This is a genomic window from Pedobacter sp. AC212 (genome assembly GCF_979258625.1).
Genome location: NZ_OZ409870.1, coordinates 2,774,619 through 2,797,987 on the forward strand (window position 1 = coordinate 2,774,619; position 23,369 = coordinate 2,797,987).

Below are 23,369 nucleotides of genomic sequence, written 5' to 3' on the forward strand. Positions count from 1 at the left end.
CCAATACTTCAATGAGAAATGGTTTTAGCGAATTTTCAACGGTAATGGTGAAGATGTGTATTTGCTACAATTTCGAACAAGATCTGTTTTTACAACTCCTGTGCTAGGTTGACTAGAAATCCCTTTAGTTTTTCTAATGAATCAATAATCCTTTGATTCTCTTTAACATCGCCCTTATTATTTTTTAAATGCTCTTTTGCTCCCTTTAAAGTGAAACCTTTTTCATCAACAAGGTTGAAAATAATTTTTAGGTTTTCAATATCTTCAGGAGTAAATAATCGGTTGCCTTTTTTGTTTTTCTTGGGTTGAAGAATGTCGAATTCCTTTTCGTAAAAACGGATTTGTGAAGCGTTTACATTAAACATTTCAGTGACTTCACCCATGGTATAATACATTTTATTAATCTCTCTTTCTTTATAGGGCATAAATTGTGCTTGATTATTAGGGTATTACAACGATTAATTAAAGTATTCAAATGTAGTGCGATTTTTCCTTATTAACGCAATAAAATTTTAATTTTGTTCCTCCAATCATAAAGTAATGACAGCTAAAGAAATTAGACAAGCCTTCCTGAATTTTTTCGAACAGAAACAACATCATATCGTTCCATCGGCGCCAATTGTTGTGAAAAACGACCCAACTTTGATGTTCACTAATGCCGGAATGAATCAGTTTAAAGATTTGTTTTTGGGTGAGGCTGCTATAAAATATTCGAGAGTTGCTGATACTCAACGCTGTTTGCGTGTATCTGGAAAACACAACGATTTGGAAGAGGTGGGTATTGATACTTATCACCATACCATGTTTGAAATGTTGGGCAACTGGAGTTTTGGCGACTACTTTAAGAAAGATGCAATTGCCTGGAGCTGGGAGTTATTGACTGAAGTTTACAAAATTCCGAAAGAAAAATTATACGTTACCTATTTTGAGGGTGATGAAAAGGAGGGGTTAGAGAAAGATCAGGAAGCTTATGACCTTTGGAAACAATATGTGGATGAAAGCCATATTTTACCAGGAAATAAAAAAGATAATTTCTGGGAAATGGGTGATACCGGTCCTTGTGGCCCTTGTTCTGAAATCCACGTAGACTGCCGTACTGATGAGGAAAAAGCTTTAGTTAATGGCGCCACATTGGTAAATGCTGATCATCCTCAGGTAATTGAAATATGGAATAATGTATTTATGCAATTTAACCGTTTAAAAGATGGTTCGTTGCAAAGTTTACCGGCCAAACACGTTGATACCGGAATGGGTTTCGAGCGTTTGGTACGGGTTTTACAGGAGAAAACATCAAACTACGATACTGATGTTTTCCAACCGATGATTCAGTTTATTGCTGAAAAATCGGGGATTAAATATGGTGCTGACGAAAAAACCGACATTGCCATGCGTGTAATGGCCGATCACATTCGTGCCATCTCGTTTGTAATTGCAGATGGACAATTGCCATCAAACAACAAAGCAGGTTATGTTATTCGCAGAATTTTACGCCGTGCTGTGCGTTATGCCTATACTTTTTTAAACTTTAAAGAGCCCTTTTTAAACCAACTGGTTCCTCTATTGGCCGAACAGTTTAAAGGTGTTTTTGATGAGTTGATTTCACAGCAGGATTTCGTTCAGAAAGTTGTACTGGAAGAAGAGGTTTCGTTTTTAAGAACTTTATCTACTGGTATTCAACGTTTCGAAAGATATCAGGCAGCCAATAATTTAGTGGAAGGAAATTTCGCTTTCGAATTATCTGATACCTTCGGCTTTCCTATCGATTTAACAGAATTAATGGCTAGGGAAAAAGGTTGGAGTGTTAATTTAGCTGGATATGAGCAAGCGCTTCAAAAACAGAAAGATGATAGTCGTGCAGCTACTGCAATTGATACCGGCGATTGGATTATCGTAAACGCTGATGACCAGAGCGAATTTGTGGGTTACGATGATTTAGAAATTGAAACCGAGATCTTAAAATACCGTAAAGTTAAAGCTAAAGGAAAAGAGCAATATCAAATTGTTTTACGACAGACACCTTTCTACGCCGAAAGTGGTGGTCAGGTGGGAGATATTGGTCGTTTAGAAGATCATAGTCGCCAGTTTTGGGTTGATATTACGGATACTAAAAAAGAAAACGGCTTAACGGTACACTTTACAGATTTGCTTCCTGACAACCTTGAAGGTAAATTTTGGGCAGTTGTTGATGAAGATAAACGCATTCTGACGGAGGATAATCACTCGGCTACACATTTATTGCATGCCGCTTTAAAGCAAGTTTTAGGTAAACATGTCAATCAAAAAGGTTCTTTGGTAAATCCTGATTATCTACGTTTTGATTTTTCTCATTTCGCTAAAGTAACCGATGAAGAATTGGCTCAAATTGAGGTAATTGTAAATCAGAAGATCAGACAGAACATTAAATTAAAAGAGCAAAGAAATGTGCCTTATCAAGATGCGATTGAAAGCGGGGTAACTGCGTTGTTCGGCGAAAAATACGGCGATTTCGTCCGTATGATTACCTTCGATGACCATTTCTCGAAAGAGCTTTGCGGTGGCACACACGTAAAGGCAACAGGTCAAATCGGTTCTTTCAAAATCATTTCTGAAAGTGCTGTTGCAGCTGGAGTACGCAGAATTGAGGCAATTACTGCAGATAAAGCAGAACAGTATTTCCTTGATCAACGTAAAGAACTTGGCCATTTGAAAGCATTGCTAAACGGATCTAAAGACTTATCTGCATCGGTTCAAGCCTTGCTTGACGAAAATGCAAAGCTTAAAAAAGAGATCGAAAAATCTACTTTAGAACGTGTGGGCGCTTTGAAACACGAAATTGTTCATCACGTTCGTGGAATAAATGGCGTTAACTTAATTGCGAAACACATCGACCTACAAAGCGCCGATGCCATTAAAAACCTTGCTTTTTCATTGAAAGATATGATTGATAATCTTTTCCTGGTTTTTACTACAGAAATTGAGGGAAAACCTGGAATAACGGTAATGCTATCAGATGATTTGGTGAAAAAAGGAATGAATGCCTCAAATATTGTGCGGGAGCTGGGTAAAGAAATTCAAGGTGGAGGCGGTGGCCAGCCATTTTATGCAACTGCCGGAGGTAAAAATTCTGCTGGTTTAACAGCGGTTTTAGAAAAAGCTGAAGGATTTATCGCAGGATAGATCGTTTTGATATTTGTTAATAGAGCGGAGAAATCTTAGAATTTGGCTACAAGTTCTAAAGATTTCTCCATTTTTTTGAAAGCCCAATTTTTAATGGGGAAGCCTAAGATTGTAAAAAATCTATATTCCTTTTTAGGCCAACAAGTTTGGTGCGTTTAATAGCCGACCCTTTAAAAACCTTTTTAAAAACTTCGTCGGTTATTTCGATAAGATCTTCCTTTGTTAAATCCAACAATCCGTTTTCAGGTTCTAAAGCAGGTTCGTTGTGTACTTTCGAAAACCGGTTCCAGGGGCACACGTCCTGGCAAATATCACATCCAAATGCCCAATTGCTCATTTTATCCTTAAACTCAGTAGGGATTTCATTTTTCAACTCTATAGTGAGGTAGGAAATACATTTAGTTCCGTCTACCACTTGTGGAGCAATAATCGCATCAGTAGGGCAAGCATCTAAGCAACGGGTGCAGGTGCCACAATGATCGGTTTGGAAAGCATGATCATAGTCCAACTCTAAATCGACGATCAACTCTGCCAAAAAGAAAAAAGACCCCTCTTTTTTGCTGATTAAATTTGAGTTTTTACCAATCCATCCAATACCTGATTTTTTTGCCCATGCCCGGTCTAAAACCGGAGCCGAATCTACGAAAGCTCTTCCAGAAACCTCTCCAATATGCTCGTGAATAAATTGTAAAAGTGATTTCAATTTATCTTTTATTACATGATGGTAATCTTGCCCAAAGGCATATTTTGAAATTTTTGGCGCCTCCGGATCTACCTGTTTTTCATCAGTATAATAATTTAACGATAAAGAGATTACTGACTTTGCATCATCAACCAGGAGGCGGGGATCAAGACGTTTATCGAAATAGTTTTCCATGTATTTCATTTCGCCGTGATGGTTTTGAGCTAACCATTTTTCAAGTCTGGGTGCTTCTTCTTCTAAAAATTCTGCTTTTGAAATGCCGCAAGACAAAAAACCCAAACGAAGGGCTTCATCTTTAATTTGTTGGCTATATTTTGCAGTATTACTAAACACGATATACAAAGATAAGGCTTAGGAAGCAAAACCTTTTTAACAATCACTTGTTCTATCTACAGAAAACTAAATTAATTAATTTGCAGTTCTTCAAAATTCGATGAATTGGATTAAAAGGAACTTAACTCACAACATAAATGGAAAACATAGATCCAAAACATACGGAATCGGGAGAAGCTCCTAAACCGATAGAACAAGATTACGAAAACCATAAAGAAGATCCAGGACCAGCACAACCTGCAGTTACAGAGCGTGATGAAAATGGGGCAGGTTCTGTTTTAAAATGGATCATCCCAATAGCAGTTATTATCGGATTGATAGTATGGTTTGCAATGAAAAAGTAATTAGCTTTAGATTATAATTGAACGCCGGTTGTTGATGCGACCGGCGTTTTTTTGTTTAAATAACTTCTGGTTTAGGTAATTAGCCCCGACTGATAGCGATATCCCGATTCATCAAACGATCAGTGAGTACCTAAGGACCGGGATTTAGCAAAAGGCGGGAACAAATTTTATGGTTTGCAGAAACTTGCGCTTCAAAAAACTATTTAAGCAGTTTTACCTGATACAAGTCGTTTCGTCTATCTTTTAACACTTTAACTGTTCCATAATGGTGCAATTCGTCAAGAAGATGCAAATCTACATCGACCACCAAAACCATTTCTGTGTTTGGAGTGGCCTCGGCCTTAACTGCATTGGTAGGGAAAGCAAAATCAGAAGGAGTAAAAACGGCAGATTGGGCAAATTGGATATCCATATTGTTCACCTTTGGTAAATTGCCAACGCAGCCTGCAATAGCTACATAACATTCATTTTCTATGGCTCTTGCCTGTGCACAATGGCGTACCCGTGTATAGCCATTTTGCGTATCGGTTAAGAAAGGTACGAACAAAATCTGCATTCCCTGATCGGCATAAATGCGGCTTAACTCAGGAAATTCTACATCATAACAAATTAAAATGCCGATTTTACCACAGTCGGTATCAAATACCTGCACCTTGTCGCCACCAATCATTCCATAATATTTTTGTTCGTTGGGGGTGATGTGAATTTTTCTGTACTCATCAATTTTTCCCGTTCTATGGCATAAGTACGTAGCATTATAAAGTTTTCCACCATCAAGTAAGGGCATGCTTCCGGTAATAATGTTCACATTATAGCTTAAGGCATACTCATGCATTCTGTCCACAATCTCCTGAGTTTTCTCTGCCAATTTACGCATGGCTTCAATTTCTGGAAGATGGTTGTAAGGCTGTAGCAACGGTGTATTAAACAGCTCCGGGAACATAATGAAGTCGGATTTGTAACCACTTAACGCATCGACAAAAAATTCCACTTGCTCATAAAAAACGTCCATATCTGGAAACAAACGCATTTCCCACTGCACCAAACCTAGACGAATGGTCATTGCTGAACGGGCGGAAGCATCGATACCCTGATAATAAATGTTGTTCCACTCAATTAACGTTGCATATTCTTTCGATTCCTTATCGCCGGGAAGATAATTTTTCAATACTTTTCTAACGTGAAAATCATTAGAGATTTGAAAGGTTAGGGTAGGATCATAGATTTCCTTAGCCTTTACTTTATCGATGTATTGCCTTGGCGTTAAAGTTTCTGAATAGGTATGGTAACCAGGAATTCTTCCACCAGCGATAATGCTTTTTAAATTTAAACTTTCGCAAAGCTCTTTTCGAGCTTCATAAAGTCTGCGTCCTAACCTTAAGCCTCTAAATTCAGGGTGAACAAATATTTCAATGCCATATAGTGTATCACCATTAGCATCGTGAGTGCTGAAAGAGTAATCGCCGGTAATTAGTTTGTAAGTATGTCTATCGCCATATTCGTCGTATTCTACAATAATTGAAAGTGAACAAGCTACTACTTTATCATCAACAGCAATACAAAGCTGTCCTTCGGGGAAGATACTTAATAATTTAGCGATGCTTGATTTTGGCCAGATTGAACCTCCCATGCTATCGTAGGCTTGTAACATTGATTCTTTTAAATCGGCATAATCTTCAAGCGTGAGCTTACGTAATTCGATATTCATAATTTGTTGGTTTTATAGATAAGGAACAGAAAGATGAGATAAATGTTCAAATATATTTGAGATTTTTTAAAAGAACTTTAAAAGCTTTGCAACCTTTTGTATTGATAAACGCTATTGTTCATCGACATTAACCAATCATTATTTATTATTAATAACTAGAAGGATTTCATCAGTTGTCAATAAAAGATTGGAGAATGCCCTATCATTAATACTCCATTTGGTATGGCAATAGGAGAGATATTCTTGTTCTCCTCTCGTCATTGCGAGTTCCGATTTTTCATCGGGACGTGGCAATCTTTATCACAGTCAACCTCTATTGAAATAAGCGCAGTAATATGCTAAACTGTTTTAAAACAGATATTAAAATGGCAAGGTAATAAACCTATTTTAAAACAACTTACCAGTTTGCCCAGGATAATTCTTTTTCAAATGTTTGTAAGCAGCTTCGGTCACTTCTCTTCCCCGGGAGGTACGCATAATGTAACCTTCCTGAATTAAAAAAGGTTCGTAAACTTCTTCAATTGTTCCTTCATCTTCTCCAACTGCAGTAGCTATAGTTTTTAAACCCACTGGGCCTCCTTTAAATTTATCAATGATCGTAGATAGAATTTTATTATCCATTTCATCTAAACCATGTTCATCGACATTTAAAGCATTTAAGGCATAGTTTGCTATTTCAGGATCGATATTTCCATTTCCTTTTATTTGTGCAAAATCTCTTGTTCTACGCAAAAGTGCGTTTGCAATACGAGGCGTTCCACGACTACGACGGGCAATTTCATAAGCGCCTTCGTCGTCAATTGGTGTATTAAGAATATCAGAAGAACGAAGCACGATTGTAGTCAAAAGCTTTGCATCATAATAAGCCAAACGACAATTGATGCCGAAACGAGCCCGTAGTGGTGCAGTTAACAAACCTGAACGGGTTGTTGCGCCAACAAGCGTAAACGGATTGAGTGAAATCTGCACCGAACGAGCATTGGGCCCGGTTTCGAGCATAATGTCGATTTTAAAATCCTCCATGGCAGAATAGAGATACTCTTCAACCAAGGGTGATAGGCGATGGATTTCATCAATGAACAGGATATCGCCTGTATCTAAACCGGTTAGCAAACCCGCCAAATCGCCGGGTTTATCCAATACAGGACCAGAAGTTACCTTAATGCCGGCACCCATCTCATTGGCAATGATATAAGATAGTGTAGTTTTTCCTAATCCGGGAGGGCCGTGTAATAAAACGTGATCAAGGGCTTCGCCACGAAGTTTTGCAGCCTGAACAAAAATCCGAAGGTTTTCCATCACTTTCTCTTGCCCGGTAAAATCTTCAAAAGCCTGTGGTCTTAATACCCGTTCAATATCTTTGTCCGTAGGACTTAAGCTGCTTGCGTCTGGATCAAGATTTTCGTTCATACAGCAAATATAAAATTAAATGCTAAAAAAATTAGGATTATTTGAATTTATCAGCAACCACCAATTCTTTTGATCCAGCTGTATATTTATAAAAACCTTCACCCGATTTTGCACCTTTTTTTCCGGCAACAACCATATTAACCAATAACGGACAAGGGGCGTATTTAGGATTTCCAAATCCATCGTGAAGAACTTTCAATATTGCTAAACATATGTCTAAACCTATAAAATCTGCCAGTTGCAATGGACCCATAGGGTGAGCCATTCCTAATTTCATTACAGTATCGATTTCGTAAACACCGGCAACGCCTTCGTATAAGGTGTATATTGCTTCGTTAATCATCGGCATCAAAATTCTGTTGGCTACAAAACCCGGATAATCATTTACTTCGACAGGCGTTTTTTCAAGGCTTTTAGAAAGCGACATAATCGTTTGAGTCGTTTCATCGCTGGTTTGATATCCCCGAATCACTTCAACCAATTTCATCACCGGCACTGGGTTCATAAAATGCATACCAATTACTTTATCTCCACGATTGGTGGCTGCAGCGATTTTAGTAATTGAAATAGATGATGTATTGGAAGCCAGGATAGCATTTTCTGGTGCTGCATCATCCAGATCTTTAAAAATTTGAAGCTTTAATTCTATATTTTCCATAGCTGCCTCCACTATTAAATCAGCATGTTTAACGCCTTCTTTTATCGACGTGAACGTAGAAATATTCTTTAGTGTTAGTGTTTTTTGATCTCCAGTAATTAGTCCCTTCGCAACCTGTCGGTCTAAGTTTTTAGTAATGGTTTGTATCGCCTGATCGAGGGCTGTCTGATTAATATCTACCAAACTAACCGAGTAATTAAATTGAGCAAACACATGTGCAATCCCATTGCCCATAGTTCCCGATCCTATAACTGAAATATTTTTAATCATTAAAATTTTGGTTAGGGGTTTCTGTAATGTTTTATTTTCGAAGTTTCCAAAGATATTACTATTTGATGTAAGTGTTGGGGTGGTTACAGAACACTTATGTTTTTCGATATAGATTTGCATCTTATTTCTGACAAAAATCTGATTGACTAACAAAACAAATAAGCCTTTCGATTGCTTGATAATGATAGAAAATAATCGTCAAGTTTTCAGTCATGACGTCTTTATAAAAGCACTTCCTAGTATCATTTAGGTTAGTTAATGATTAGTTAAAATAGAGATCTGGCTGGATAGCAGATCTCTATTTATTCGAAAACACTTTATGGGGCTAACCTGCTTTTCACCCAGCTACCCTTAACAAGTTCAAAATTAATTCTATCGTGCAACCTGCTTCGGCGACCTTGCCAAAATTCTATCCGAGTTGGCTTTACAATATAACCACCCCAGTGTGCCGGCTTGGCAATACTTTTACCCTCGCTTTTTTCTTTTAGCTCTTCAAATTTTTCTTCTAAAAATTTTCTGTCGGGAATAACCTGACTTTGCGGAGAGGCTACCGCACCAATCTGACTGGCTACTGGCCTGGTTACAAAATATTCTTCAGAGGTTTCTTTATCTAGTTTTTCTACCGTGCCTTCAATTCTAACCTGGCGTTCTAAATCTGGCCAAAAGAAAACCAATGCCGCGTAGGGGTTACGTTTCAATTCCTTACCCTTGGCGCTTAAATAATTAGTAAAAAATCTGAAACCATTTTCATCAACGCCTTTCAGTAATACAATCCTGGCATCTGGTCGGCCGGCTTTGTCAGCTGTGGCCAATGTCATCACATTTGGTTCATAAACTTGTGCTTCAACAGCATTTTCAAACCACTTTTGAAATTGCGTAATAGGATTGTTATCTACGTCAGCTTCATCTAACGTGGCGCTTTTATAATCTTGGCGCAGGTTTTGTAGAAATTCGTTTGTAACTTGCATAGAACAAAAATAGGCATCTTTTATGGTGCTTCAAATGATTATCGTGATGCTGAACAATATAAAACCAAAAACCGGAAGATTATTAATTTCTGAACCCTTTATGGCTGATCCCAATTTCAAACGTTCGGTGGTGTTATTAACCGAGCATGGAGAAGATGGAACAGTTGGCTATATTTTAAATCAGATGGGAAATTTGCTGGTTAAAGATGTGATTCAAGATTTATGGGAAGCCAATAACCACATCTATTTTGGTGGGCCGGTTGCCGCAGATACTTTGCACTTCATTCACCGGGCTTATGATAAATTACAAAGTGGAGAAGAAATTGGCAATGGTATTTATTGGGGAGGCAATTTTGAAACACTAAAAATTTTAATCAACAACAATGCGATTGACGAAAGCGAGATTAAGTTTTTTATGGGTTACTCAGGTTGGGATAACGGACAATTAGCAAGAGAGCTGGAGCAGAATGCCTGGATGGTGAGCGACATCTCACATCCGGAAATTATTTTCGGCAATGATGAAGAAAAACTTTGGAGAGATGTAATTGTAAACCTGGGTCCGAAATATGCCCATGTAAGCAACTTTCCAATAGATCCGAGTTTAAATTAATACAATTATCATATTGAGCTTGTCGAAGAATATTAAGCCACAACAAGCTCAACCTAATATTTATAGTCCGCTCATTTCAGCAGCACTTTCTTCTACCTTTCGTCTTAACTCATCTTTATAATCCTGCATTTTTACAGTCAGCGATTCATCGGCTGTAGCTAAAATTTGAGCAGCCAATAAACCTGCATTTTTAGCCGCATTTAATGCAACCGTAGCCACGGGAATACCATTTGGCATTTGTAGGATGGATAAAATACTATCCCATCCATCAATAGAGTTGGATGATTTTACGGGCACACCAATTACAGGTAAAGTTGTTATAGAAGCTACCATTCCGGGTAAATGTGCAGCACCGCCGGCACCAGCAATAATCACTTTTAAACCTCGTACTTGTGCCTCTTTTGCATAATCGAACATACGTTCAGGAGTTCTATGTGCAGAAACCACGGTAATTTCATATTCAATTCCGAATTCTTTTAATATATCTGCAGCATCTTGCATAACAGGCAAATCAGATTTGCTGCCCATAATTATTCCAACTCTCGCACTCATTTTTTGTGTTTTAACTTTAAAATCTTTGGTCCTTACTCTTTATTCTTCTAGGCAATCACCTTCAATGTTTTCTGAACGTATCTTGCTTTTTCAATAGCTTTTTCTCTATCGATATCAACAATAGTTACATGGCCCATTTTACGAAAAGGCTTGGTATATTTTTTACCGTAAAGATGGACGAAAACGCCATCAATGGCCAAAATCTTCTCCAGGTTTTCATATTTAGCTACACCTTCCGAACCTTTTTCACCAAGCAAATTAATCATCACTGCATTAGTAATGCTTGTGGTATCGCCCAGCGGCAAATTATAAATTGAGCGCAAATGTTGTTCAAATTGAGAAACATAATTGCCTTCAATTGTTTGGTGCCCGCTATTGTGTGGACGTGGCGCCACTTCGTTTACCAGAAGTTCACCATCGCTACAAACAAACATTTCTACTGCCAAAATACCAGTAATATTCATTGCAGAGGCGATACTTTTTGCAATGTTTTCAGCTTTTTGTTGCAGGCTTTCTGCAAAAGTTGAGGGCGAAATAAGAAACTCAACTAAATTGGCTTCAGGATTAAATTCCATCTCCACCATTGGGAAGGTTTTCATGTCGCCATTCGAATTTCGGGCAACAATCACGGCAACTTCCTTTTCAAAATCTACCAATTTTTCTACAATACATGGTGCATCAAAGGCCTTATCTAAATCGGCAGCACCATTAATTTTCATTACCCCTTTGCCATCGTAGCCATCTTTACGCAACTTTAAAATATAAGGATAGGGGATCGCACTATTTAACATATCCTCTTTGGTATTTGCGATGTGAAAAGGAGAGGTAGGAATATCGTTCTCTTTAAAAAACTGCTTTTGGACGCCTTTGTCCTGAATTAAACGAATTACCCTTGACTGTGGAAAAACTTGTTTGCCTTCTTTTTCCAGCTGTTCTAAAGCATCAATATTTACCTTTTCAATTTCTATGGTAATAATATCGGCTTTCTTTCCAAAGTTATAAACGGTGTCAAAATCGGTAATAGAACCGTTTTCAAAATAATTTGCAATGTGTTTGCAAGGAGCATCGGGGTCAGGGTCTAAAACTAAAGAGGTAACGTTATAGTTAATGGCTTGCTGAATGAGCATTCTGCCCAACTGACCGCCACCAAGAATACCTAACTTTAATTCGCTAATCTGTTTTGCCATTAATAAAGTAGATTTTTTGAATCGCAAAAATAGCAAAAAATAAACTTCAACAGGCCTTTTATAGCACTAAATCGCAAAGGTTTTGTAGCGCAAAAACAGTGCGAAAATTAAAATGCAGTCCCGCTTTACGTTCCAATCTTTTTGTTATTGTCAGTTTTAACATGCCGAAGACGCTGCTTCAAAAAGTATTTCCACTACAATCGCGGCTATTATAAAAAGGATTCTGCTAGCCACTTAGAAGGTAAAACTTATAACTTTGCGAAATGAATGCTGATGCAATAATTATTGGCGCAGGTGCTTGCGGGTTAATGTGTGCGGTACAAGCGGGCTATCTGGGGAAGAAAGTAATTGTACTGGAAAAGAATGAAAAACCAGGTGCCAAGATTTTGATTTCTGGTGGCGGTCGTTGCAATTATACCAACCAGTTTGCTTCAGCAGAACAATTTATTTCTGCAAACCCCCACTTTATTAAATCGGCTTTTACGCAATGGACGGTCGATGACACCGTAAGTTTTTTCGAAACTTATGGGATTCATGGTAGGGAAAAAACATTGGGACAATTGTTCCCCGATGAAAAAAATGCAAAAGATGTGGTACAGGTTTTCACATCAATCTGTGCAGATTTTGGTCAGGAAATTCGCTGCAATGCCAACGTTAAAGAGATTGAGATATTACCAGATGGTTTTCGGGTTACTTACGATAAGAATGGAAAAAATGTCACGCTAACGGCCGCAAAACTAATTGTGGCTACAGGCGGTTTACCCATCCAAAAAATGGGTGCAACAGATTTTGCATTACGTTTTGCCCGGAAGCATGATTTGAAAATTGTAGAAACCGCACCAGCGCTGGTTCCTTTAACCATCACAGGAAAAGATGAAGAATGGTTTGCACAGCTTTCTGGCAATTCAGTTTTTTGCGAAGTAAGTAATGAAGAAATTTCTTTCGAAGAAAATATATTGTTTACGCATTGGGGTTTGAGTGGCCCTGCAATTTTACAGATTTCGTCCTTCTGGAGAAGAGGAGAAAGCGTAAATCTTAATCTGCTGCCCGGTCAAAATATTGTGTCAATATTATCTGAGGAACGCCAAACAAATGGGAAAACACTTTTATCCACTTTATTAAACCGTTTCTATACGAAGAAATTTACTGATGCTTTAGGGAAATTTTTGCCGCTAACTAAACCGGTTGCGTCCCTAACAAATTCGGAAATCCAATTAGTTGAACAAACGATCCATCACTTTAAAATGAAACCAGCTGGTGATAAAGGTTATGATAAAGCCGAAGTGATGCGTGGCGGAATTGATACCAATGAAATTTCATCCAAAACTTTGGAATGTAAAAATATTCCTGGCTTATTTTTCGGCGGGGAATGCATGGATGTTACGGGTTGGCTGGGTGGTTATAACTTCCAATGGGCCTGGGCAAGTGGCTTCGTAATAGCGCAGAATATTTAATTTATTCAGCAGCTCGACATTGCGAAGTATCACTCTATAAGCATATCGCATTAAGATTGCTTCGTGCCTCGCAATGACGACCGCTTAATTAAATGCCAAATCTCCGTGTATTCTGTGTTTCCGTGGCAAAAAGTTTTTCCGTGGCAAAACCTATAGATAAACATTGGGCATTATTTCCCAGGCCCAAGGCTTTTTGAATGTTTTAAATGTTCTCAACTGAGAAAAATATAGAACCTCACTCGTTTTTCGGTTCGCGATATCTCTTCTGTGTAAATTCCCAACCGTAGTAAATAATTCACGCGTTTTAAAATCGTAAACACGTTCGGTCATTTCGCCGGTATTCTGGTTAAAATAGAGGTTTATCGCACTGGTTAAAAACCAGTCTTTATTTTCAAATTTAAAAGTATAGCCCAGTTCCCAGCGCCACTCTGCACCTCCCTGAAAGCGTAAATAAAGCTGCTGGTCTTTGATTCCGATTTGGTTGAGCGGATCGCCGAGTTTACCGCCTTCTTCAGATCTCAGAATAAAATCGTTATTCTGGGTAGATAAGCGGAAATTTCCTGTAGAATGATCTTTAAAAAAAATCGCTAAAATTCGTGGTTTCTGCGTTTCCTTTATAATTTCCGAATTATTATCCCCGTAGGTTCTCGTCTCATCAATCTTTTTATCAAATTGAAAAACGACAGCCATATCCTCAACCCCATCATGATTCAAATCTCCGTTTGCTGTTTCAATTACTGTCCAGTTTGTAGGAGTAAGCTGCTCAACAGAAACGCCTTGCGGCTTCACTCTAGGGAAAATGAATGTTTTTTGAGCGAAACAAAGATGTGCTGCTAGAAGAAAAGTAAGTAAATAAAAATATTTCATTCAGATAGAAAAGGTATTGATATCCATTTAAAACGCTTGGATTTGGGTTTTAGTTTAGTGGCTATCTCAACCAAATCATCGTGCTGAATTTTTTTAGCATTTCAATAGCTTCTCCTCAATCTGTATTTAAACAACCAGACATAAAAATTATGGAATGTTCTGTGTGGATACAAACCATGCAAATTTGACTTATAATAAATCCCTAAGTTCTAAAATTCCTTTACTTTTGCAGAAAAACAAATCTTTTGAAAACCGAAATCTTTGCCATTACGCCGCCATTTACTCAACTGAATACCCCGTATCCGGCAACAGCGTATATAAAAGGATTTTTAAACACTAAAAATATCTCTTCAACACAAGCAGACTTGGGGATTGAAGTAATATTAGAACTGTTTTCAAAAAATGGATTAGCTGATTTGTTTGAAGTTTCTAGTTCGAAATTGAAAAGTGATAATGCCAAACGCATTTTTGCGTTGAAGGATGAATACCTGAAAACCATCGATTCTGTGATTGCCTTCCTTCAAGGTAAAAATCCAACGTTGGCATTGCAAATTTGTGGAGATGATTTTCTTCCTCAGGCAGCTCGCTTTACGCAATTAGAAGAACTCGATTGGGCGTTCGGAGCAATGGGAACGCAGGATAAGGCGAAGCACCTGGCAACATTATACCTCGAAGATATTTCTGATTATATTGTAGAATGTGTAGATGAAAATTTCGGTTTCAGTCGCTACGCAGAACGTTTAGGCAGAAGCGCCAATTCTTTCGATGAATTATATACGGCGTTACAAAATGAACCAACTTACATCGATCAAATTCTTATTAAAATTTTAGAAGAGAAGATCGCAGCAATTGACCCGAGATTGTTTTTGATTTCTGTTCCTTTCCCAGGTAATTTATATAGCGCTTTTCGGTGTGCGCAGTGGGTAAAAGCAAATTATCCTGAAATTAAAATTTCTATGGGTGGTGGCTTCCCAAACACGGAGTTGCGCTCGCTTTCTGATGAACGTGTTTTCGAATTTTTCGATTTCATCACTTTGGATGATGGGGAATTGCCCATCGATTTGCTCATTCAAAACATTAGTGGAACCTTGCCGAAGGAAATGCAAACGTATAAGCGTACATTTTTGTTGGAAAATGACGAGGTGGTTTACAAAAATGATTCCTTTAGAAAAGACTACAAACAAACTGATGTTGGTACGCCCGATTACAGCGGATTGTTGCTTGATCAATATATTTCGGTGATAGAAATCGTAAACCCAATGCACCGAATGTGGAGTGACGGCAGGTGGAATAAACTGACCATGGCCCATGGATGCTATTGGGGAAAATGCACATTTTGTGATATCTCACTGGATTATATAAAGGTTTACGAACCAGTTCAAGCCAAACAAATTGTTGATCGGATTGAAGATTTATCTACCAAAACAGGGCAGAATGGGTTTCATTTTGTTGATGAGGCTGCTCCACCTGCTTTGATGCGTGAAGTTGCCCTTGAAATTATCAGAAGGAAATTAGCGGTTACCTGGTGGACAAATATTCGGTTTGAAAAAAGTTTTACAGCAGATTTATGCTTGCTGCTAAAAGCATCGGGCTGCATTGCTATTTCAGGCGGTCTCGAAGTGGCATCCGATAGGCTGCTAAAACTGATCGACAAAGGTGTAACTGTTGAACAGGTTGCCCGGGTAACGCGAAACTTCACAGCAGCAGGCGTCATGGTTCATGCTTACTTAATGTATGGCTATCCCACACAAACGATACAGGAAACTGTAGATAGTTTAGAAATGGTTCGTCAACTATTTGAGGCTGGCATATTGCAATCGGGCTTTTGGCATCAGTTTGCGATGACGGCACACAGTCCCGTTGGCATGTACCCCGAAAAGTTTGGAGTGGTAAAGGAAACAGAAGCAATTGGCACTTTCGCTAATAACGACATTAACTACTTCGATAAAACCGGCATCGACCATAACAAGTTTAGTTATGGGTTGAAAAAGTCGTTATTCAATTTTATGCATGGCATTTGTTTCGATTACGACTTACAAGACTGGTTCGATTTTAAGATCCCAAGAACCAAAATTCCAGCTGATTTTATCGAAGGTGCTTTGAGCAATGATGATCATTTTCATACTAAACCAACCGCTAAAGTGTCTTGGTTAGGAGGGAAGCCCGCTGCTGAATATTTTACCAAATCGAAAAAAGGGAATAGCTGGGAAATGGCATCGTTAATTTTTCATGATAAAAAACAAAGCTTTACAATTCAAACCAATAAGAGTGAAGGCGAATGGTTGGTTTCGATTTTAGGTAAAATTCACATCTCAAATGAAAAGGTTTACACCTTTGCTGAAGTTAAAGCAGATTTTGAAATAGAGATGGAAAACTTTGAATTGTTCTGGTATTCAAAACCTGTGAATACTTTAAGAGAATTTGGTTTGTTGGTTTTGTGATTTTACTTCCAAATTTCCCCGCAGATAACGCATATCCCGCAGACTAAAAGAATCTGCGTAAATCCTCTTAATCTGCGGGAAAAAATTAATCACAATGTGGAACGGTAAAAGTCCATGTTTCTGATTCGCTATTCGGAATTACAAATCCATTGCCTTTTGCGCTTTCGAACCACAATTTGCTACGAAGTTTTTCTCTCGTACCCACTTCATTCATCGTGGCGCTATCATACAGTCTGCCGTTAATCATCACATACTTAATCTTTTCGGAGTTCCTGATGTCGTCTAAAGGATTGGCATCCATAATGACTAAATCTGCTAATTTGCCAACTTCCAATGAACCAATTTCTTTGTCCATTCCTAAATAATGTGCGCCGTTTAAAGTAGCATTTCTAATGGCTTGCAATGGCGAAAATCCTCCTTGAACAAACATCCAGAGTTCCCAGTGTGCACCTAAACCCTGTATTTGCCCATGAGCACCCAAATTTACTTTTGTACCACCATCTGCAATTTGTTTCGTGGCTTTTGCAATATCGATATGGTTGTAATCGCTATATTCTGAGGTGGTTCTGCGTCTTGCCCTCGAATCGATAATCGAACGAGGTGTATAAGTCATTAACTTTTCATTCTCCCAAACATTAGTTCTATCGTACCAGTAATTTTCTCCCCACTGACCGCCGTAAGCAACGATTAAAGTTGGCGTGTAACCCACGGTGGTATTGTTCCAAAGGGTAGTTACATCTTTATAAACCGGTAAAACTGGAATACTGTGCTCAATTCCCGTATGTCCGTCGGCAACCATGTTCATATTATGGAAAAATGTAGAACCGCCCTCTGGCACCACTTCCATTTTTAGCTGTCGGGCAGCTTCCAAAATTTGCTGGCGCTGCTCTCTGCGAGGCTGATTGTAAGATTTTACTGAAAAAGCGCCAACTGCCTTAAGCCGTTTCAAATTAGCCAATGCATCGTCAAGACTATTGATTACCACTTTGAAATCGCCATCGGCTCCGTATAAAATAGAACCGGTCGAATATAACCTTGGCCCAACCATTCTTCCTGCTTTTAACATTTCACTCTGGCTAAAAACCATTTCAGTATTGCTTGATGGATCATGAGAAGTAGTTACACCGAAAGCTAAATTAGCCATGTAGCTCCAATCATTTTGTGGCGAAATCCCATCAGGACTGGTGCGTAAATGCGCATGAACATCAATAATTCCAGGCATAATTGTTTTGCCGTTTACATCAATAACCTTCGCATTTGCAGGTATCGCCACTGCATCAGCTTTTCCTATTGCCGTAATTTTATTTCCGTCTGTTAAGATTGTTCCGTTTTCAATCACTTCATCACCTTTCATTGAAATAATTCGGGCGCCTTTTAGGGCTACAATTCCGGTAGGAGCATCACTTTTTAAAGTGAGGTTGATATCAATTGAACTGGCTTGTGTTTTCGGGGTAGCACCATCAAAATTGAAAGCATTTTTCACATCAATAGTGAAATATTTCGGGCCTAATGTCCAATGAAGATTTTTGCTATCAGCGCTCCATTGCATGTAAGTACCACCATCTGTTGTAACTTTTGCCACAGGAATGGCTTTATTTCCAGCCGATGCATCCTGGGCCGTTCCTACATTAATCATTGGGGTGACGTATACATTAAAAAGCTCATTAAAAGCAAGCCATTTGTTATCAGGACTCACCGCAAACTGATTTGCATATTGTGATGTAAAGTGTGTTCTCTCGTTAGCACCATTTAAATCGATACTTTTTAAAGACTTTTTACCATCCGCATAACTTTGGAAATAGATTCGAGTATCTAGATTGTTAAAAGATGGTTTTATTCCATTATCTGAAACCAAAGTTTTAGTACCGCCAGCAGCAGGCATAATAAAAATTCCCGTTCCACGACCATAATTATAGCCTAAAACATCATTACCGCTTCCTTTTCTAAACACAATTTTATCCCCTTTGGTAGAATATTGAGGAGAATAATAAAATCCTTTTTCATCGCTTAAAGTGATGGTTTTACCAGATTTAATATCAGTTCTTTTAATCGCTCCGCGGAGTTCATCACTCCAGGTAGTGTAAATTACAAACTTGCCATCGGGACTAAAACTGGGCTCGAATTCGAAATCCATTCCACTTGTTAATCGTTCAGGTGTTCCTGTTGGTAACTCTTGTTTGTATAAAAATCCGGCTGCGTTGAATACTATCGTTTTTCCATCTGGTGATGTTGTTAACTGGCGCAACATTTTTGCTGAAAAATCATTATTGTACACTTGCTGTTCGAAATGCAAGGCCTGCTGAACCGTTTGAACCGTATTGGCCTGAAATGGAATAGTGGATGTAATCAAATTAGCGATTTCTGTTTTTCTGATTTTGCCCTTCGCATAAAATATTAAACTTTTGTTGTCTGGCGTCCAGGCGAAGTTTGGGTAAACACCAAAAATAGCCCAGGTTTCTTGTTGGTCGTGAGACAAATCCTCATTAACAGGCCATTCTTCGCCAGTCTTAATATTCTGAACATAGAGGGTTGATTTTAAACGAACCCGCTTAACAAAAGCAATTAAATTGCCATCAGGCGAAACCTGCGGACGACAGGCACCACCTTGTTGATTGATAAGGGTAGTTAATTTTCCGGTGTTTAAATCTAATTGGCGGATGGCATAGATGGTTCCGTTTGGATCTTTACTGTATTCGAAGTTTGGCCCGGGACTAACATCTTCGCTGAAATAGAGATATCGTCCATCTGGCGAAACATTTGGCTCGCCTGCATCTTGCTGGTCATTCTTGCGTTTAGTCAATTGAATTCCATCACCACCATTAATGTTATACATCCACATTTCTCCAGCACCCAATGAGCGGCCTGCTGTAAAGTGCTTACGGGCTACAATATATTCGCTGTTTGGCATCCAGGTGGCGTTATTTAAAAGCCTGAAGCTTTCTTTAGTCACCTGCTTTTTGCCAGAACCATCACGATTCATAATCCAAATATTGTCACCGCCACTTTTATCGCTGGTGTAAGAAATATATTTTCCATTCGGACTAAACCTTGGTTGTACGTCGTAAGCAATGCCACCACTAATTAGTTTGGCCTGACCTCCAGAAACGGGCATGGTGTAAATATCACCCAATAAGTCAAAAACAATTTCCTGTCCGTCGGCGCTTACGTCCAAATTCATCCAGGTTCCTTCATCGGTATTTAGCGTGAAATTTTTCGTAGTTCCCTGGTATTTTTCAACATCCCATTTTTTTTCCTGGGCGGTTATGTTTAAAAATAAAAGCGAAAGTGCAGATAGAAGGTAGAGGTGTTTCATTCTATATTTTTGATTAATTGTGGCGCAATTTAGCAATATCAACAGCTTTTTTATAGTTTTGATACCGCCGATTTATGACAGCAATAGAGATTTTACAAAAATATTGGGGCCATCAAGCTTTCAGGCCTTTACAGCAAGAAATTATTGCTTCGGTTTTAGAGGGCAAAGATAGCCTTGCGCTTCTGCCAACTGGTGGTGGTAAGTCGATCTGTTTTCAAATTCCTGCATTGGTAAAAGAGGGAATTTGCATTGTGGTTTCGCCGCTTATTGCGTTGATGAAAGACCAGGTAGAAAACTTAAAATCGAAAGGTATTGAGGCTATTGCCATTTATGCTGGTATGGGCAAACGCGAAATTGATATCTTATTGGATAACTGCATTTACGGCAAAATTAAATTCCTTTATCTTTCTCCCGAGCGATTGCTTTCCGAGTTGGTACGTGTACGTATTTCTTACATGAACGTAAACCTGATCGCTGTTGATGAAGCGCATTGTATTTCGCAATGGGGTTATGATTTTCGTCCACCATATCAACAAATTTCCAAGTTAAGAGAGATTCTTCCGGGTGTACCGGTTTTGGCACTCACTGCAACGGCTACAGAATTTGTACGCAAAGATATTGTAGAGAAGTTGGAGATGAAAAACCCACAGGTTTTCGTTAAAAGTTTTGCTCGAGATAATTTAAGTTATGTTGTTTTCGGACAGGAAGATAAATATAAAAAACTGATAGAGATTTGCCGGAATGTTAAAGGCACTGGGCTAGTTTATGTTAGAAACAGAAGAGAAACTGCCGAAGTTTCTAACTTCATAAACCGCAATCAAATTAAAGCCGATTTTTATCATGCAGGCTTAGATCGGGATGTGCGTTTTCATAAACAGGAAGATTGGAAACTGAACAAAACCAGAATTATGGTGGCCACAAATGCCTTCGGGATGGGGATTGACAAAGCAGATGTTCGGTTCGTGGTTCACCTGGATTTACCAGAAAGCCTTGAAGCATATTACCAGGAAGCAGGAAGGGCAGGCCGTGATGAAAAAAGAAGCTATGCGGTTTTGCTCGCAAATCAATCCGACGTTTTAAGTCTTGAATCTCGCTACATCAATAGTTTTCCATCTCCGGATGAGATCAGAAAGGTGTATCATTACCTGGGAAATTATTTCCAGCTGGCTTTCGGCGCTGGCGAAGGGTTGACCTTTACCTTTGATATCGCTGATTTTTGTAAGCGATTCAATATAAGTGTATTAAAAACAATTTCCGCGTTAAAATTTTTGGAGCATGATGGTTACATCACACTTTCAGAAAGTGCATTTTTGCCATCGAGGCTGATGTTTATTGTTGGGCATGAGGATGTGTATCGGTTTCAAATAGAAAATAAAGCATACGACGGAGTGATTAAAACAATTCTTCGTTCTCACGGCGGTGCCTTCGATGGTTTCGTTAAAATAAATGAAGCCGATTTAGCCAAGAAACTGAGTATTTCCTTCAAGGATGTGATTGCCATATTAAACAAACTCCAGTCTATTGAAATGTTAACTTACATACAGCAGACTGATCAACCGCAATTACAATACGTTCGTTCACGGGTAGATATGGATCACTTTGATCTAGATGTGAAATACCTTGAACTGAGAAAAGAAATTTTATTAAAACAGGTAAGTGCTGTGGTGGCTTACACCAGCACAAAAAAATGCAGAAGTATCCAACTACTAAATTATTTCGATGAACATACGGCGACAAAATGTGGGGTTTGTGATGTTTGCCTGGCAGAAAAAAGGGCAGAAAACGAAGTTCAGCTAAACGATGAAATAGAGTTTGAAATCATTTCTTTGCTTCAACAACAGCCAATAAGTTTAGATGATTTGGTTAAGCATATAAAAAATGGAGCTGAAAATGAACGGATAGCTGCCATTCGCGAATTATTAGATGCAGGCAAAATAAAAACTGATGGGAAGAAGTATTACATTTGATTTTAGATTTAAGAATTGCGATTGAAGATTTGTGAAAACGCCACTCAATTTGTGAATTAATATTAGTTTTGATATCCGTATAATCCAATAATCAGTATAATCATCCGCGAAGCGAAAAATGATAGAAAAAAACAACAAGAAAACCATCCGTTCCTGGGCTTTCTTTGATTGGGCAAACTCTGCCTATAATTTAGTCATTACCTCAACAATTTTCCCTGCCTATTACACCATTATTACCACCACAAAAGAGCATGGCGATAAAGTAACTTTTTTAGGCAGAACATTTGTAAACACATCTTTATCTAACTATGCCTTATCATTTGCATATCTGATTATGGCGCTGGCCTTGCCCATCCTTTCGTCTATTGCAGACAGGAGGGGGAACAAAAAATCTTTCATGAAATTTTTTACCTATATGGGCGGTTTGGCTTGTATGGCTTTATATTTTTTTAAACTTGATACCTTGCAAATCAGCATTGTTTTCTTTGTGCTGGCGGCAATGGGCTATATTGGAGGCGTATTGTTTAGTAATTCCTACTTACCTGAAATCGCCAGCGAGGATCATCAGGATCGCGTAAGCGCTCAAGGCTTTTCTTATGGTTACATAGGTTCAGTAGTGCTACAATTAGTTTGTTTTCTTTTTGTGCTTAAGCCGGAATGGTTTGGGATTGTAGATGCTTCATTTCCTCCACGGTTATCTTTTCTTTTAGTAGGTGTTTGGTGGATTGTTTTTTCACAGATTCCGTTCTCCGTTCTTCCGAACGGAACGCCTCAAACAGGCAAAGTAAAAACCAATATTATAAAGGATGGCTTCAGTGAATTGGCGAAAGTTTGGACGCAATTGAAGCAAATCAAAAGGCTCAAAGGCTTTCTATTTTCGTTTTTCTTTTACTCAATGGGTGTACAAACCATTATGTTGGCCGCTGCAGGTTTCGCTGAAAAAACACTGAAATTAGGTACAGCTAAACTAATTGCTGTGATTCTTATTATTCAGCTCGTTGCTATTCCAGGGGCATTGCTTATGTCATTTTTGGCAAAAAAATGGGGAAATGTTAATGTGTTAATGATGGTTGTAATCATCTGGATTGGCTGTTGTATCTATGGATATAACATTTCAAATGAATATCAATTTTATTCGTTAGCAGCTATTGTAGGCCTAATTATGGGCGGAATCCAATCCTTATCCCGTTCTACTTATTCAAAATATTTACCCGAAAATACGCCAGATAGCACTTCATTCTTTAGTTTTTACGATGTTACCGAGAAACTGGCCATCGTAATCGGACTTTTTAGCTTTGCTTATATCGAGGATTTAACCGGAAACATTCGCTTCTCCATTATCGCTTTAGCTTCATTTTTTATTATTGGATTGGTGTTTTTGGTAATCTTGAAAAAAATCGAGCGCAAAGAAACAGTAAAATTGTAAGT

The 23,369-nt window shown here is 38.5% G+C and carries 17 protein-coding genes; 7 read left to right on the forward strand and 10 right to left on the reverse strand.

Features of this window, described 5'->3' with window-relative positions; genetic code table 11:
• Positions 1–89 precede the first annotated feature (89 nt).
• On the reverse strand, positions 90–425 hold the full coding sequence (locus ACZZZC_RS12050) for a MerR family transcriptional regulator (protein WP_056848823.1): 336 nt from the start codon (positions 423–425) through the stop codon (positions 90–92).
• 115 nt (positions 426–540) lie between these two features.
• Here ACZZZC_RS12050 and alaS point away from each other — a divergent pair, with 115 nt between their 5' ends.
• Positions 541–3,156 carry an alanine--tRNA ligase gene (gene alaS, locus ACZZZC_RS12055; protein ID WP_463487312.1) on the forward strand — a complete coding sequence of 872 codons (2,616 nt, stop codon included), beginning with the start codon at positions 541–543 and terminating at the stop codon, positions 3,154–3,156.
• Between the two features lie 103 nt (positions 3,157–3,259).
• On the opposite strand, the gene queG is transcribed toward alaS, so the two are convergent.
• Complete coding sequence (gene queG, locus ACZZZC_RS12060) at positions 3,260–4,192, reverse strand: tRNA epoxyqueuosine(34) reductase QueG (RefSeq protein WP_463482264.1); 933 nt, start codon at positions 4,190–4,192, stop codon at positions 3,260–3,262.
• Positions 4,193–4,329: 137 nt separating this feature from the next.
• On the opposite strand from queG, the gene ACZZZC_RS12065 reads away from it, so the two are divergent.
• Complete coding sequence (locus tag ACZZZC_RS12065; protein ID WP_056848826.1) at positions 4,330–4,536, forward strand: hypothetical protein; 207 nt, start codon at positions 4,330–4,332, stop codon at positions 4,534–4,536.
• 199 nt (positions 4,537–4,735) lie between these two features.
• On the opposite strand, the gene ACZZZC_RS12070 is transcribed toward ACZZZC_RS12065, so the two are convergent.
• From ACZZZC_RS12070 to pdxH, 4 genes are all read right to left on the reverse strand, one after another.
• Complete coding sequence (locus ACZZZC_RS12070) at positions 4,736–6,244, reverse strand: carbon-nitrogen hydrolase family protein (protein ID WP_265798647.1); 1,509 nt, start codon at positions 6,242–6,244, stop codon at positions 4,736–4,738.
• 387 nt (positions 6,245–6,631) lie between these two features.
• A complete protein-coding gene (ruvB, locus tag ACZZZC_RS12075) occupies positions 6,632–7,654 on the reverse strand; it encodes a Holliday junction branch migration DNA helicase RuvB (RefSeq protein WP_056848828.1) in 1,023 nt (340 codons plus the stop codon).
• A gap of 37 nt (positions 7,655–7,691) precedes the next feature.
• Positions 7,692–8,582 (reverse strand): 3-hydroxyacyl-CoA dehydrogenase family protein, encoded by an 891-nt coding sequence (locus ACZZZC_RS12080; protein ID WP_463487313.1) that lies wholly within the window; start codon positions 8,580–8,582, stop codon positions 7,692–7,694.
• Between the two features lie 317 nt (positions 8,583–8,899).
• The gene (pdxH, locus tag ACZZZC_RS12085) at positions 8,900–9,550 is read right to left on the reverse strand and encodes a pyridoxamine 5'-phosphate oxidase (protein ID WP_463482266.1); all 651 of its coding nucleotides are present in this window, start codon (positions 9,548–9,550) and stop codon (positions 8,900–8,902) included.
• A gap of 46 nt (positions 9,551–9,596) precedes the next feature.
• Between pdxH and ACZZZC_RS12090 the strand changes: the two genes are divergently transcribed.
• Positions 9,597–10,160, forward strand: a complete 564-nt coding sequence (locus tag ACZZZC_RS12090) for a YqgE/AlgH family protein (RefSeq protein ID WP_265798650.1) — start codon at positions 9,597–9,599, stop codon at positions 10,158–10,160.
• A 60-nt stretch (positions 10,161–10,220) separates the two neighbouring features.
• Here the strand turns inward: ACZZZC_RS12090 and purE are convergent, their stop codons facing one another.
• Together purE and ACZZZC_RS12100 are read right to left on the reverse strand one after the other, a co-directional pair.
• Positions 10,221–10,712, reverse strand: a complete 492-nt coding sequence (purE, locus tag ACZZZC_RS12095; protein ID WP_463487314.1) for a 5-(carboxyamino)imidazole ribonucleotide mutase — start codon at positions 10,710–10,712, stop codon at positions 10,221–10,223.
• A gap of 47 nt (positions 10,713–10,759) precedes the next feature.
• The gene (locus ACZZZC_RS12100) at positions 10,760–11,899 is read right to left on the reverse strand and encodes a 5-(carboxyamino)imidazole ribonucleotide synthase (RefSeq protein WP_463487315.1); all 1,140 of its coding nucleotides are present in this window, start codon (positions 11,897–11,899) and stop codon (positions 10,760–10,762) included.
• A gap of 263 nt (positions 11,900–12,162) precedes the next feature.
• On the opposite strand from ACZZZC_RS12100, the gene ACZZZC_RS12105 reads away from it, so the two are divergent.
• Positions 12,163–13,353, forward strand: coding sequence for a BaiN/RdsA family NAD(P)/FAD-dependent oxidoreductase (locus tag ACZZZC_RS12105; protein WP_463487316.1), 1,191 nt, complete (start codon positions 12,163–12,165; stop codon positions 13,351–13,353).
• 150 nt (positions 13,354–13,503) lie between these two features.
• Here ACZZZC_RS12105 and ACZZZC_RS12110 read toward each other — a convergent pair whose 3' ends face one another.
• Positions 13,504–14,220: a hypothetical protein gene (locus ACZZZC_RS12110; RefSeq protein WP_463482270.1), complete on the reverse strand. Its 717-nt coding sequence runs from the start codon at positions 14,218–14,220 to the stop codon at positions 13,504–13,506.
• A 245-nt stretch (positions 14,221–14,465) separates the two neighbouring features.
• On the opposite strand from ACZZZC_RS12110, the gene ACZZZC_RS12115 reads away from it, so the two are divergent.
• Complete coding sequence (locus ACZZZC_RS12115; RefSeq protein WP_463482271.1) at positions 14,466–16,661, forward strand: B12-binding domain-containing radical SAM protein; 2,196 nt, start codon at positions 14,466–14,468, stop codon at positions 16,659–16,661.
• An 85-nt stretch (positions 16,662–16,746) separates the two neighbouring features.
• On the opposite strand, the gene ACZZZC_RS12120 is transcribed toward ACZZZC_RS12115, so the two are convergent.
• Positions 16,747–19,974: an amidohydrolase family protein gene (locus ACZZZC_RS12120; protein WP_463482272.1), complete on the reverse strand. Its 3,228-nt coding sequence runs from the start codon at positions 19,972–19,974 to the stop codon at positions 16,747–16,749.
• 74 nt (positions 19,975–20,048) lie between these two features.
• Here ACZZZC_RS12120 and ACZZZC_RS12125 point away from each other — a divergent pair, with 74 nt between their 5' ends.
• The gene (locus ACZZZC_RS12125; RefSeq protein ID WP_463487317.1) at positions 20,049–21,941 is read left to right on the forward strand and encodes a RecQ family ATP-dependent DNA helicase; all 1,893 of its coding nucleotides are present in this window, start codon (positions 20,049–20,051) and stop codon (positions 21,939–21,941) included.
• Between the two features lie 118 nt (positions 21,942–22,059).
• Positions 22,060–23,367: an MFS transporter gene (locus tag ACZZZC_RS12130; RefSeq protein ID WP_463487318.1), complete on the forward strand. Its 1,308-nt coding sequence runs from the start codon at positions 22,060–22,062 to the stop codon at positions 23,365–23,367.
• Positions 23,368–23,369 lie beyond the last annotated feature (2 nt).

Coding starts and splice junctions, on each gene's coding strand:
- ACZZZC_RS12050 (WP_056848823.1), bottom strand. CDS start 425: ATGCCCTATAAAGAAAGAGAGATTAATAAAATGTATTATACCATGGGT.
- alaS (WP_463487312.1), top strand. CDS start 541: ATGACAGCTAAAGAAATTAGACAAGCCTTCCTGAATTTTTTCGAACAG.
- ACZZZC_RS12065 (WP_056848826.1), top strand. CDS start 4,330: ATGGAAAACATAGATCCAAAACATACGGAATCGGGAGAAGCTCCTAAA.
- ACZZZC_RS12070 (WP_265798647.1), bottom strand. CDS start 6,244: ATGAATATCGAATTACGTAAGCTCACGCTTGAAGATTATGCCGATTTA.
- ruvB (WP_056848828.1), bottom strand. CDS start 7,654: ATGAACGAAAATCTTGATCCAGACGCAAGCAGCTTAAGTCCTACGGAC.
- ACZZZC_RS12080 (WP_463487313.1), bottom strand. CDS start 8,582: ATGATTAAAAATATTTCAGTTATAGGATCGGGAACTATGGGCAATGGG.
- pdxH (WP_463482266.1), bottom strand. CDS start 9,550: ATGCAAGTTACAAACGAATTTCTACAAAACCTGCGCCAAGATTATAAA.
- ACZZZC_RS12090 (WP_265798650.1), top strand. CDS start 9,597: ATGCTGAACAATATAAAACCAAAAACCGGAAGATTATTAATTTCTGAA.
- purE (WP_463487314.1), bottom strand. CDS start 10,712: ATGAGTGCGAGAGTTGGAATAATTATGGGCAGCAAATCTGATTTGCCT.
- ACZZZC_RS12100 (WP_463487315.1), bottom strand. CDS start 11,899: ATGGCAAAACAGATTAGCGAATTAAAGTTAGGTATTCTTGGTGGCGGT.
- ACZZZC_RS12105 (WP_463487316.1), top strand. CDS start 12,163: ATGAATGCTGATGCAATAATTATTGGCGCAGGTGCTTGCGGGTTAATG.
- ACZZZC_RS12110 (WP_463482270.1), bottom strand. CDS start 14,220: ATGAAATATTTTTATTTACTTACTTTTCTTCTAGCAGCACATCTTTGT.
- ACZZZC_RS12120 (WP_463482272.1), bottom strand. CDS start 19,974: ATGAAACACCTCTACCTTCTATCTGCACTTTCGCTTTTATTTTTAAAC.
- ACZZZC_RS12125 (WP_463487317.1), top strand. CDS start 20,049: ATGACAGCAATAGAGATTTTACAAAAATATTGGGGCCATCAAGCTTTC.
- ACZZZC_RS12130 (WP_463487318.1), top strand. CDS start 22,060: ATGATAGAAAAAAACAACAAGAAAACCATCCGTTCCTGGGCTTTCTTT.